The following is an 11724-nucleotide window of genomic DNA, read 5'->3' on the forward strand; positions in this document are numbered from 1 at the left end:
TTGCCCCACTCACGTCTGCGCACGGTGTCGGTAGTTATGCTCCATAGCGCAAATGAGAGGATGACGCCGAAGAGCGGTGCCACCGGGAAGTCGCCGGTTCTGGCCGTACCCAGATGGCGTAGCGCCACCACGAACACGCATTGAAGTCCGAGGCCATCATCCGCCGGCAAACGCCTATACTGCATTCGTTGCTTCAATTCAGGATGAACTATGGAATACGCTCCCAGCATCAGCCAGCTGGCTGGCCTGCTTGCCGACCCCGGACGAGCCGCCATGCTGTGGGCGCTGATGGACGGCAGCGCGCGGCCGGCAGGCGAGCTCGCTGCCATCGCGGGCCTGTCGGCATCGTCCACCAGCGGACACCTGGCGCGCCTTAGCGAGGGCGGCCTGCTCGCCGTGCAGACGCGCGGGCGCAATCGCTACTACCGGCTTGCCACGCCCGAGATCGGCGTAGCCATCGAGGCGCTCGCCAGCGCGTCGCTGGCGAGCCAGCCGCCGCGTGCGCGGGTCGTGCCTGCCTCCCGTACCGCCCCCGCGGGGCTGCGCCAGGCCCGCACCTGCTACGACCATCTCGCGGGGGAACTGGCAGTTGGCCTGTTCGAGCGGATGTCGCAGGCCAGTTGGATCGTGGTGCAAGGCACCACCGTGGACCTCACCGCGAGCGGCGCGCAGGGCATGGCGCAACTTGGCGTGGACCTCGAGGTGGCGCGCCGCAAGCGGCGGCAGTTTGCCTGCACCTGCCCCGACTGGAGCGAGCGCAAGCCGCATCTGGGCGGCGCGCTCGGCGCGGCGCTGCTCGAGAGCCTGATGGCACGCAACTGGATAGAACCCACGCCCACCTCGCGCGCGCTGCGGGTGACGCCGCGCGGGCAACGCGAGATCCCGCGCATTGCCGGCTGAGCCAACGACGTGCGGATTAGGTATCATTTCCCGATTTCAATGCGCCGCACAGGCGCCGCACCGGTGGAGGGCAGATGCGATGAGCGAAGGACTGAATAACGAAGCGCACCAGGCGCTCTGGCGCCTGATCGAACTGATCAACTTCGACGACTCGGCCATGGCCGAAAAACAGCAGACGCTGTTCGACGAAGCGCTGGCCGATTCGGATGACGCGGATGTGGTCGAAGGCCAGGAACTGCTGTGGATCCTCAAGGACGTGATCGACTGGGAATCCGGCTTCTATGTCGACTGGAAGGATGCCGAGTCCTTTATCAGCTGCATGGACGAGCTTTGCGCCCGGCTCGACATCGAACTCGACTGGGGCGTGGAAGATACCGAGGACGAGGACTTCCTGGAAAGCGCCAGCGTGCCCGAACTGATGGAGCTTGCCCACGAGCAATTGCGCCTCGCCGGTGTCACCTTGTGGAACTGGAACACCGAAGGCGACGCCTACGCCGGCTGGATCGCGCGCGGCGAGGACGACGAGGAAATAACCACCCTCGCCGAGACGCTGGGACTGGAAATCAGGACCTGCGACCAGCCATACTGAGACTGCCGGCGGGGGCGGCCGGGGCGCCGCGGCAGCCCCGGGTGCCGGCGCCGGGCCCTCAACCCCGCGCCGCCGCGAGCCTGGGATCCGCGCTGCCCAGCGTCTCCTCCAGCACATCGAGAAACGCCCGCACACTGGCGGGCATCAGCTTGCGCGCGGGCATCAGCACATACACCTTGAGCGGCGACGACGTATAGCCGGGCAACACCCGCACCAGCCGCCCCTGGTCCAGTTCATCCTGCACGTAGCGCGGCGACAGGCGCGCCACGCCAAGCCCGTCCAGCGCCGCCTTCAGCCGGATCTCGGCATTCTGCGTACGCATGCGCGGCTCCACCGCCAGGCTTGCCACCTCCGTGCCATCGCGCAGGAATTCCCAGCGCCGGTCCTCGGCATTGCCCAGCATGGGCCAGTTCGCCAGGTCCTGTGGCGTGCGAGGCAGCCCGCGCGCGCGGATCAAGGCCGGCGAGGCAAAGAAGCCGCGATCGATCAGCACCACCCGCTTGCTGGCGAAGGAGCTGTCGTGCAGCCCGGTATTGGTCATCACGAAGACGAGGTCGTAACCGCGTTCGACCAGGTCGGGCTGGTCCCACGTCACGTCGACCTCCACCCGCAGCGCGGGATGCAGGCGCAGCAGCCGGGTCAGGCTGGGCGAAAGGTGCAGGGAGCCGACCTCGTAGGGCGTGGCAATGCGCAAGGTGCCGGCGACCTCCGTGCTGACCGACACCGCCTCGGCGCTGATCTCGCGCAACTCCGTGAACAGCGGCGCCACCCGATCGTACAACTGCTGCCCCCGCTCGGTCACCCGCACCCGGCGCGTGGTGCGCTCGAACAGGCGCACGCCCAGCTGCATCTCCAGCCGGGATACGGCAGCGCTTGCCGAGGACTTCGGCACGTCGGCCAGTTCGGCGCCCTTGGTAAAGCCCGCGCCCTCCACCACCCGGCAGAAAATCTCCCAGTCCTTCCATTCGATCGTCTTCATGCGCCCGTCCTTTCCGCCAACCGCATGCGTCCTTGAGCGGTACGCGCCGGCGGAGAACATTGTCCCATGCGGTGAACAATAGCGCGCGTTGCGGATGCCGCCGGCCTTATTGAAATCTTCCCTTGTAAATTTACGTCGTAAATATACACTGTAAAACATACATGGACGGCCATACCCCGCCGCATCCGCAAACCCGCACGACAACCCTCGCAGCCAATGGCAAGACATCTGACCCAGGAAGAAATCGACGCCTTCAAGACCCGCCTGTGCGCGGTGGCGGAACGCCGTTTCGCCGAAGGCGGCGTGGCCAGCGTAAGCATGCGCCAGCTCGCCGAGGAACTGGGCTGCAGTCCGATGACGCCCTATCGCTACTTCCAGGACAAGGAAGACATCCTGGCCGCGGTACGCGCGGCGGCGTTCGACCGCTTCGCCGCGGCGCTGGAAGCCGCCGCCGCCACCGCGGGCGATCCCCGCCAGCGCGCGCGCGCGGTGGGCGAGGCTTACCTCGCCTTTGCCTGCGCCCAGCCCAATGCCTACCGGCTGATGTTCGACATGACGCAGCCGGACGACCGCTATCCCGAACTGGAGCGCGCCGGCGCGCGCGCGCGCCGCACCATGAGCGCGCACCTGGAAGACATGGCGGCGCGCGGCCTGATCCACGGCGACCCGCAGGTGATGAGCTATGTGATCTGGGCCTCGATCCACGGCCTGGTCATGCTGCACCTGGCCGGCAAGCTGCACGGCTCGCCCGGCATGCGCGCCATCCACGCCGAGATGGTGCGCCTGCTGTCTGCGGGCATGCGCGCACCCCAGCCCGAAACGGGCACAGAAGCAAGTACCGAAGCAAGTACCGGAACCGAAGCCAGCAACGAAGCCATTCCCCAAGCCACGCACGACCCCGCCAAGCGACAGACCAAGAGGAGCACCCGATGAGCCGGCCCGAACCGTCGTCCCCCTATCTCAGCGGCAATTTCGCCCCCATCCTGATGGAGTGCGACGCGCACGACCTGCCCGTGCTGGGCGAATTGCCGCGCGCGCTGCGCGGCACGCTCTACCGCAACGGGCCCAATCCGCAGTACGCGCCGCGCGATGCGCACTATCACTGGTTCATCGGCGACGGCATGGTGCACGCCTTCCATATCGAGGATGGCCGCGTGCGCTATCGCAACCGCTGGGTGCGCACCAACAAGTTCCAGCGCGAGCAGGCCGCGGGCCACGCCCTGTTCGGCAGCTGGGGCAACCCGGCCACCACCGACCCCTCGGTACTCGGCCAGAACGATGGCGTGGCCAATACCAATATCCTCTGGCATGGCGGACGCCTGCTGGCACTGGAAGAAGCCGACCTGCCGATCGAACTGGATAGCGAGAGCCTGGCCACGCGCGGCGACGTCGACTACGGCGGCAAGCTCGACGGCGCCATGACGGCGCACCCGAAGATCGACCCCGTCACCGGCGAAATGGTGTTCTTCGCCTATTCGGCCGATGGCCCCTTTACCCCCGGCATGCGCTATGGCGTGGTGGACCGGGACGGCCGGATGCAGCGCCTGGAGCGCTTCGAAGCCCCCTTCCCCAGCATGGTCCACGATTTCATGGTGACGCAGAACCATGTCCTGTTTCCCATCCTGCCGCTCACCGGCAGCATGGAACGCGCCATGCGCGGCGAGCCGGCCTACGCCTGGGAGCCGAGGCTGGGCTCGCACATCGGCATCATGCCGCGCAGCGGCGGCGCCGCACAGATACGCTGGTTCCGCGGCGAGGCCTGTTATGTGTTCCATGTCATGAACGCATGGGAGTCCGGCAGCCGGATCATCGCCGACGTGATGCAATACGACACCGCGCCGCTGTTCAATCCGGATGCCAACGGCGCCCGCGCGCGGCTGTGCCGCTGGACTTTCGACATGGCCGGCAAGTCGGACGGCTTCACCCGCGAATACCTCGACGACATGCCGGGCGAGTTCCCCCGCTTCGACGAGCGCTTCTCGACGCTGCCCTACCGCCACGGCTACTTTGCCTTTCGCCAGCACGAAAGCAGCGGGCGCGGCAGCTATGACGGCCTGGCCCATATCGACCTGCACAGCGGCAAGCGCGTGACCCATGTGCTGCCCGAGGGCGATGCGGTCTCGGAGCCGGTGTTCGTTCCGCGCGCCGCCGACAGCGCCGAGGGCGACGGCTGGCTGCTGGCCACCGTCTACCGCGGCGCCGAGGCACGCAGCGACCTCGCGGTCTACGAGGCCGGCGCCCTGGCGGACGGGCCCGTCGCCACGGTGCCGCTATCGCACCGCGTGCCGTTCGGCTTCCACGGCAACTGGCTCGGCGCGGACTGAAGCCGCCCCGGATCATCCACGCCAGGCGGCACGGCACCACGACACGCATCGCGCCGCATCACGACACCAAGGAGACCAGCATGGGAATGCTGACCGGATTCGCGCCCTTCATCGCTTTCTTCGTCGCCATGCGGATGGCGTCGCCCCTGGCAGGGCTCGGCGCGGCCTGCGCCGTATCGCTCTTCATGTGCCTGCGCATGAGGCGGCGGGGAGAATCGCTCAAGGTGCTGGAAGTGGGGAGCCTGGCGCTGTTCGCCGTGCTGCTGCTCTATACCGTGGTGGCTGCGCCGCAGTGGACGGTGGCCACGGTGCGGCTCGCGGTGGACGGCGGCCTGCTGGCCATCGTGGTGATCTCGCTGGCGATCGGCCGTCCGTTCACGCTGCAATATGCCCGCGAGCGCGTACCGCGCGAGTACTGGAACGCGCCGCGTTTCCTGGCGGTGAACCGCCATATCACGCTGGCCTGGGCCGCCGCGCTGGCGGTGATGGTGGCCGCCGATGCGGCGGCGGAATATGTCAGCGCCATCCCGCTGTGGGTCGACATCGCGGCCACGGCCGCCGCCTTCGCGGGCGCCGTGATCTTCACGGTGCGCTACCCGGCGGCGGTGCGGCGCGCGGCCGCGTCAGGCGCACCGCGACAGCCGCAAGCATAGGCGCGAGCGGACCAGCCAGTGCGCGCGTCAGCGGCGGGGAAATCCGGCGAAACGGCGGCCCGGGCCGCCGCCCGCGGGCTCAATGCTCGAACATGATCACCGAGCGTGCCAGCTCGCCGCGGCGCAGTTCGTCGAAGGCCTCGTTGATGTTCTCCAGCGGCATGCGGCGCGAGATCAGCTCATCCAGCCTGAGCTTGCCCGACAGGTAGAAATCCACCAGCCGCGGCATATCCACCGGAAAGCGGTTGGAACCCATCAGCGAGCCCTGGATGCGCTTTTCGGCCAGGAAGTCGGTGCCCTTGATCTCGATCTTCACGCCCGGCGCGATCATGCCGATCACGGTGGCGGTGCCGCCGCGGCGCAGCATGGCGAAGGCCTGTTCGGTGGTCTGCTTGAGGCCGATGGCCTCGAAGGCGTGATGCACGCCACCGCGCGTCAATTCGCGCACCGCCTCCACCGCATCCACGTCGGCGGCGTTGATGACGTCGGTCGCACCGAACTTCCTGGCCAGGTCCAGCTTGCCCGGCACGCGGTCGATGGCGATGATGCGGCCCGCGCCGGCAATGGCGGCGCCGTTGATGGTGGCCAGGCCAATGCCGCCACAGCCGATCACCGCCACGGTCTCGCCTGGGCTCACGCGCGCGGTGTGCACCACGGCGCCCACGCCGGTGGTCACCGCGCAGCCGATCAGCGCGGCGCGGTCCAGCGGCATTTCCGGGCGGATCGCCACCAGCGCGTGCTCGTGGACCAGCATCTGCTCGGCAAAGGCGGACAGGTTGAGGAACTGGTTCATGGTCCCGCTCCCGCCCTTGGCCAGCAGGCGCGGTTCCTCGCCCTCGCGGCGCTTGGTGTCCGGCTCCACGCACAGCGACAGGTGCCCGGTCAGGCAGTGTTCGCAATGGCCGCAGTATGCCGACAGGCAGGTGATCACGTGATCACCGGGCTTGACCGTGCGCACCTCCGCGCCCACCTGCTCGACCACCCCGGCCGCCTCGTGGCCGAGCACCACCGGCATCGGGAACGGATAGGCGCCGTCGAGAAAATGCAGGTCGGAGTGGCAAACGCCGACCGCTGCCGTGCGCAGCAGCACCTCGCGCGGCCCGGGCTTGCCGATGGCGACGTCTTCGATCACGAGCGGGGTCTTGGGTTGATGCAGGACGGCGGCTTTCATGGGTCTCCTCGTTGTTCGGCGCGTTGTTCGGCGTATTCGACGTACTACGATTCCAGCCTCCCGGCGATGGGCGGCGCAGAGCGCTACCATACAGCCGAAACGGGATTCGGTGAAGCCTCGCCGCCGCGCCACCCGCCAGCCCGCGCCACGCTTGGGGATCAGGACGCCGAAGCCGCCCCGGCTTGCTGCGGGGACGCGCCCGCGGCGCCGGATGCCGCCTGCGCCGCAGCCTCCGCGATACGCTGCAGGTGATACCTGCGCAGGATCTGCTGCCCGACCGAGAGCCGCGAGGCCACCGGCACCGGGAAGCGCACCAGCACGTCGAGCCGGTCCGCCGCCATGGCTTCGAACATCACGCGGGGCTCGAACTGGGAGAGATCGAGAAAGCGCGTGCCGCCGTACTCCTGCAGGCTGTGCCGGGCCTCGTCCAGGAACGGCGCGCACACCTGCTCGGTGATCCCGATCAGCGTGGCCTCGACGCGGTCCGGGTCGCTCTTCTCGGGCAGCGGGATGCGCAGGGTCTCCAGGGTGTACTTGCCCGACTGGGAGTGATTGCGCACCGCGGAGGTCAGCAGCATGCTGTTGGGAATCTGCACGGTGGAGCCGGTGAACTGGCGCGCACCGGCGATTTCCACCAGCGTGGTGGTGAGCGCGTCCATATCCGCCACTTCGCCGGAGTAGGGGCCGATCTCCACGATGTCCCCGAGCTGGAAGGGGCGCGCCATCATGCGCAGGAAGGCGCCGAGGAAACACATCACGAGTTCCTTGCCGCCGATCACCAGTGCCACCGCGAAGGCGGTCAGCGAGATCGCCACGCTCTTGAGCTCCGACACCCAGATCCCGAGCAGCAGCAGGAACACCACGGCGCCGACCACGTTGCGCGAAGCCACGGTCCAGGTGCGATAGCTGCCGCGGTTGTCCTTGTCCCCCTGCTGGCGCGCCTGGAAAAAGCGGTTGATGAACTTCACGGCCAGCATGCCGGCCAGCACGATGCCGGCGCTCAGCCCGATATGTAGAAGATAGCTGTCGTTGAAGGGCAGGTTCATGAGGATGGTTCCGGATACCGCGAGGATGGCAAACCCCAGATTCTAGCCATGCCGCACTGCAACGTCGCGAAACCGGCCCTGCGCGGACCATCGCGGCTTTCCCCGGGCGGCGTTTTCTCTTATGATGCCGCCCAATGTACCAGCCGGTAAATGTACCCTGCGCCTTTGCGCGCATCGCCGCGTTTCCCCACTGATGCCGGCGCCGCCGGTGAGTGCGGACAGCGCCGGCGCACCCGGCTTGCGCACTCCCATCCTTTATTGCCTATGATCAGCCAGCAACCCGTTTCCAGCACACCGCCCCCCGCCCTGCGCCGCACCCTGCGCGCCCGCCATCTCACCATGATCGCGATCGGCGGCTCGATCGGCACCGGGCTGTTCGTGGCGTCCGGCGCCACCATCGCGCAAGCCGGGCCAGGCGGGGCGCTCGCGGCTTACGTGCTGATCGGCGCCATGGTCTATTTCCTGATGACCAGCCTGGGCGAGCTGGCCGCCTACATGCCGGTGTCCGGCTCCTTCGCCACCTACGGCGCGCTGTATGTCGACGAAGGCTTCGGCTTCGCGCTGGGCTGGAACTACTGGTACAACTGGGCGGTCACCATCGCCGTGGAGCTGGCGGCAGCGCAGTTGGTGATGCAGTACTGGTTCCCGGACACGCCGGGACTGCTGTGGAGCGCGCTGTTTCTCACGGTGATGTTCCTGCTCAACGCCATCTCGGTGCGCGGCTTCGGCGAGGCCGAATACTGGTGCGCGCTGGTCAAGGTGGTGACGGTGATCGCCTTCATCGTCATCGGCGTGCTGATGATCTTCGGCATCCTGCGCGGCGATACCGGCGGGGTGCCGGCGGGGCTGGTGAACCTGACCGCCGGCGACGCGCCCTTCGTCGGCGGCCTGCCGGCGATGATCGGCGTGGCCATGATCGCGGGCTTCTCCTTCCAGGGCACCGAGCTGATCGGCGTGGCGGCCGGCGAATCCGCCGATCCCGCCAGGAACATCCCGCGCGCCGTGCGGCAGGTGTTCTGGCGCATCCTGCTGTTCTACGTGCTGGCGATCCTGATCATCGGCATCCTGATTCCCTATACCGATCCCAGCCTGCTCAAGAACGATGTGGAAACGGTCGGCGTGAGCCCGTTCACGCTGGTGTTCCGCCATGCGGGACTGGCATTCGCCGCCGGCGTGATGAACGCGGTGATCCTGACCGCCGTGCTGTCGGCCGGCAATTCCGGCATGTACGCCTCCACCCGCATGCTCTACAACCTCGCCACCGAAGGCCGCGCACCGCGCGTGTTCGCGGGCCTGACGCGCAACGGCGTGCCGCTGATGGCGCTGCTGGCCACCACCGCGGTCGGCGCGCTGTGCTTCCTGACCTCGCTGTTCGAGAGCAAGTCGGTCTACCTGTGGCTGCTCAACCTGTCGGGCATGACGGGCTTTATCGCCTGGCTCGGCATTGCCATCAGCCACTATCGCTTCCGCCGCGGCTTCGTCGCGCAGGGGCTCGACCTGTCGCGCCTGCCTTACCGCTCGCCCTTCTTTCCCTACGGTCCGATCTTCGCCTTCGTGCTGTGCCTGATCGTCACGCTGGGGCAGAACTACCAGGCCTTCATGGACGGCAGGATCGACTGGGTGGCGGTCACCGCCACCTATATCGGCATCCCGATCTTCCTGCTGATCTGGCTGGGCTACCGCATCGTGCGCAAGACGCGCTTCGTGCGCTACGCCGACATGACATTCCCGCCGCTGCCGCCCGCCCGCGGCGCAGCGGAAGGCTCCGCCCTTCCCGCCACGGCGGCGGCGGAATAAAGCGCAGTAAGCAGTAAACATCCTGAGAGCACACAAGAAGAAAAAGCGCTGCACCACAACAACAAGGAGAGTTGATTTGAAACACGCGATCCGCAAGAGCCTGCTGGCAATCGCCGCCGGCTTCACCCTGTCGGCCCATGCCGCGCCCACCCTGATCGAATCCGTGCAGGGCTATACCCTGAGGAATGATCAGGTCGCCGGCTTCACTGGCCTGGTGTTCGACCAGGGCAAGGTGCTGGCCACCGGCGGCGACGCCGCGCTGCGCGCGCAGTACCCCGAGGCCAAGCGCATCGACGGCCACGGCAAGACCCTGCTGCCGGGCCTGATCGACGCGCACGGCCACGTGTTCCGCCTGGGTTTCAAGACCACCGAGATCTCGCTGTCGGGCACCAGGGATCTCCAGCAAGCGCAAGGCATCATCCGCACCTACGGCGACAAGAACCCGCAGCGCCAATGGCTGCTCGGCTACGGCTGGAACCAGGTCAACTGGAAACTGGGCCGTTTCCCCACCGCGGCTGAACTGGACGCGGCGGTAGCGGACCGCCCGGTACGCCTGATCCGCGTGGACGGCCACGCCGCCTGGCTCAACACCAAGGCCATGCAGGCCGCCGGCATCACGCGCGACACCAAGGACCCGGCAGGCGGGCGCATCGAGCGTGACGCCAGCGGCAACCCCACCGGCGTGCTGGTCGACAAGGCCATGGCGCTGGTCAACAACGTGATTCCGCCCTACTCCGACGACGACCGCCGCGCCGCGCTGGCCGCCGCGCTGGCGCATATGAACGCGCTTGGCCTGACCGGCGCGGGCGACGCCGGCGTGACCGCGCAGGAGGACCGCATCTACCGCGAGTTCGCCGACCAGGGCAAGCTGACCACGCGCATCTACGGCATGATCCGCGACACCGGCGACGACTTCAAGGCGCTGTCCGCCAAGGGCCCGCTGTCCGGCTACGGCGGCGACCGCTACTACCTGCGTGCGGTCAAGCTGTACGGCGACGGCGCGCTGGGCAGCCGCGGCGCGGCGCTGATGGCGCCGTATTCCGACGACCACGTGCACAGCGGCCTGCTGTTCATGAGCGACGCGGCCATGCAGGCCAGCGTCAAGATGGCCATCAAGGCCGGCTACCAGGTCAATGTGCACGCCATCGGCGACGCCACCAACCACCAGGTGCTGGACGCGATCGAAGCCGCCTACAAGGAAGTCGGCGGCCGCGAACTGCGCAACCGCATCGAGCATGCGCAGGTGATCTCGCTGCCGGACATCCCGCGCTTCAAGCAGCTCGACCTGATCGCCTCGATGCAGCCCACCCACGCCACCAGCGACATGAACATGGCGGAAGACCGCATCGGCAAGGAGCGCATCAAGGGCGCCTACGCCTGGCAGACGCTGCTCAGGCAAGGCACCGTGATCGCCGGCGGCTCGGACTTCCCGGTGGAATCGGCCAACCCGTTCTACGGCCTGCACGCCGCGGTGACGCGTACCGACCACGAAGGCCGCCCGATCAAGGGCTGGCATCCGGAAGAAGCCATGACGCTGGCCCAGGCCTTCCGCGCCTTTACGCTGGACGCCGCCTATGCGGAGCATCAGGAGAAGACGCTGGGTTCGCTGGAACCGGGCAAATGGGCCGACTTCATCCTGGTCGACCAGGACCTGTTCAAGGTCGCGCCGGCCGAGATCTGGAAGACCCGCGTGCTGCAGACCTGGGTGGCGGGTGAACGCGTGTACGCGGACGCAAACCAGCGCTGACGCGCCCGGCCACAGCATGCCCCTGCCCGCGGAATCTCCTGCGGGCAGGCCCAAGGGCTGGCGCTTGCGCCGGCCCTTTTTGTTGCCCTTTGCCGTCACCTCACCATGAGCAGCAAGCGGGCCTCAGGCCGTGCGGTGCGTGGAACCCTGCAAAAATTCACGCCACTTATTCACGCCACTTATTCACGCCATTTTTGCAACAGCGAAACGGCAAACCGCGTATTGCTGGTCGAAATAATGCACAAAAGACCCGCACGATATGCATCGTCTTCCGAAAATCCGGCCACGCCAATGTGCAAGCAAGGTCTCTGCGGTCACGACCATAGTGACGTCCGGTGCTAGCGCAATCCGTAGTGTGACATCCCGCTCTTACATCTTTTTACAGCAACCATCCGTCTTCTTGGCTAGCCTTCAATCACTCGCCAAGGTGCAGCGGACACGAGCCCTGCACATTCACGGGTGTCATTCATGGCCGTCAGGCTATACGCAGTCGCTCCATTCCGGCGCTTGGCCGGGGT

Annotated in this window: 10 protein-coding genes and 1 pseudogene; 7 read left to right on the plus strand and 4 right to left on the minus strand. The window is 67.3% G+C overall.

Annotated elements, in window-relative coordinates; translation table 11 throughout:
- Nucleotides 1-41 precede the first annotated feature (41 nt).
- Nucleotides 42-140: pseudogene (locus AC3FOF_RS02770) on the minus strand (EamA family transporter); the annotation flags it as partial.
- A 70-nt stretch (nt 141-210) separates the two neighbouring features.
- Here AC3FOF_RS02770 and AC3FOF_RS02775 point away from each other — a divergent pair.
- Entirely contained in the window at nt 211-900 is a 690-nt protein-coding gene (locus tag AC3FOF_RS02775; protein ID WP_488725703.1) for an ArsR/SmtB family transcription factor, read from the plus strand.
- Between the two features lie 79 nt (nt 901-979).
- Nucleotides 980-1489, plus strand: coding sequence for a DUF6630 family protein (locus tag AC3FOF_RS02780; RefSeq protein ID WP_488725704.1), 510 nt, complete (start codon nt 980-982; stop codon nt 1487-1489).
- Nucleotides 1490-1547: 58 nt separating this feature from the next.
- Here the strand turns inward: AC3FOF_RS02780 and AC3FOF_RS02785 are convergent, their stop codons facing one another.
- Nucleotides 1548-2468: a LysR family transcriptional regulator gene (locus AC3FOF_RS02785; protein ID WP_017231128.1), complete on the minus strand. Its 921-nt coding sequence runs from the start codon at nt 2466-2468 to the stop codon at nt 1548-1550.
- A 216-nt stretch (nt 2469-2684) separates the two neighbouring features.
- On the opposite strand from AC3FOF_RS02785, the gene AC3FOF_RS02790 reads away from it, so the two are divergent.
- The 3 genes from AC3FOF_RS02790 (at nt 2685) to AC3FOF_RS02800 (ending at nt 5445) form a co-directional block, all read left to right on the plus strand.
- Nucleotides 2685-3401 (plus strand): TetR/AcrR family transcriptional regulator, encoded by a 717-nt coding sequence (locus AC3FOF_RS02790; RefSeq protein ID WP_017231127.1) that lies wholly within the window; start codon nt 2685-2687, stop codon nt 3399-3401.
- Nucleotides 3398-4792, plus strand: coding sequence for a carotenoid oxygenase family protein (locus AC3FOF_RS02795; RefSeq protein ID WP_488725705.1), 1395 nt, complete (start codon nt 3398-3400; stop codon nt 4790-4792). Before AC3FOF_RS02790 ends, AC3FOF_RS02795 begins: the two co-directional genes overlap by 4 nt.
- A gap of 80 nt (nt 4793-4872) precedes the next feature.
- A complete protein-coding gene (locus AC3FOF_RS02800) occupies nt 4873-5445 on the plus strand; it encodes a hypothetical protein (protein WP_488725706.1) in 573 nt (190 codons plus the stop codon).
- Nucleotides 5446-5524: 79 nt separating this feature from the next.
- On the opposite strand, the gene AC3FOF_RS02805 is transcribed toward AC3FOF_RS02800, so the two are convergent.
- Complete coding sequence (locus AC3FOF_RS02805) at nt 5525-6616, minus strand: Zn-dependent alcohol dehydrogenase (protein ID WP_488725707.1); 1092 nt, start codon at nt 6614-6616, stop codon at nt 5525-5527.
- Nucleotides 6617-6774: 158 nt separating this feature from the next.
- On the minus strand, nt 6775-7662 hold the full coding sequence (locus tag AC3FOF_RS02810; protein WP_017228860.1) for a mechanosensitive ion channel family protein: 888 nt from the start codon (nt 7660-7662) through the stop codon (nt 6775-6777).
- Between the two features lie 264 nt (nt 7663-7926).
- On the opposite strand from AC3FOF_RS02810, the gene AC3FOF_RS02815 reads away from it, so the two are divergent.
- Together AC3FOF_RS02815 and AC3FOF_RS02820 are read left to right on the plus strand one after the other, a co-directional pair.
- On the plus strand, nt 7927-9459 hold the full coding sequence (locus tag AC3FOF_RS02815) for an amino acid permease (protein ID WP_488725708.1): 1533 nt from the start codon (nt 7927-7929) through the stop codon (nt 9457-9459).
- A 76-nt stretch (nt 9460-9535) separates the two neighbouring features.
- The gene (locus tag AC3FOF_RS02820) at nt 9536-11206 is read left to right on the plus strand and encodes an amidohydrolase (protein WP_488725709.1); all 1671 of its coding nucleotides are present in this window, start codon (nt 9536-9538) and stop codon (nt 11204-11206) included.
- The last annotated feature ends 518 nt before the right edge of the window (nt 11207-11724 follow it).

It is taken from the genome of Cupriavidus sp. 96C5-1, from assembly GCF_057798855.1.

What these genes read in the sequence shown, in the direction of transcription:
- AC3FOF_RS02775 (WP_488725703.1), top strand. Translation starts at nt 211, where the DNA reads ATGGAATACGCTCCCAGCATCAGCCAGCTGGCTGGCCTGCTTGCCGAC.
- AC3FOF_RS02795 (WP_488725705.1), top strand. Translation starts at nt 3,398, where the DNA reads ATGAGCCGGCCCGAACCGTCGTCCCCCTATCTCAGCGGCAATTTCGCC.
- AC3FOF_RS02815 (WP_488725708.1), top strand. Translation starts at nt 7,927, where the DNA reads ATGATCAGCCAGCAACCCGTTTCCAGCACACCGCCCCCCGCCCTGCGC.
- AC3FOF_RS02810 (WP_017228860.1), bottom strand. Translation starts at nt 7,662, where the DNA reads ATGAACCTGCCCTTCAACGACAGCTATCTTCTACATATCGGGCTGAGC.
- AC3FOF_RS02790 (WP_017231127.1), top strand. Translation starts at nt 2,685, where the DNA reads ATGGCAAGACATCTGACCCAGGAAGAAATCGACGCCTTCAAGACCCGC.
- AC3FOF_RS02780 (WP_488725704.1), top strand. Translation starts at nt 980, where the DNA reads ATGAGCGAAGGACTGAATAACGAAGCGCACCAGGCGCTCTGGCGCCTG.
- AC3FOF_RS02805 (WP_488725707.1), bottom strand. Translation starts at nt 6,616, where the DNA reads ATGAAAGCCGCCGTCCTGCATCAACCCAAGACCCCGCTCGTGATCGAA.
- AC3FOF_RS02800 (WP_488725706.1), top strand. Translation starts at nt 4,873, where the DNA reads ATGGGAATGCTGACCGGATTCGCGCCCTTCATCGCTTTCTTCGTCGCC.
- AC3FOF_RS02785 (WP_017231128.1), bottom strand. Translation starts at nt 2,468, where the DNA reads ATGAAGACGATCGAATGGAAGGACTGGGAGATTTTCTGCCGGGTGGTG.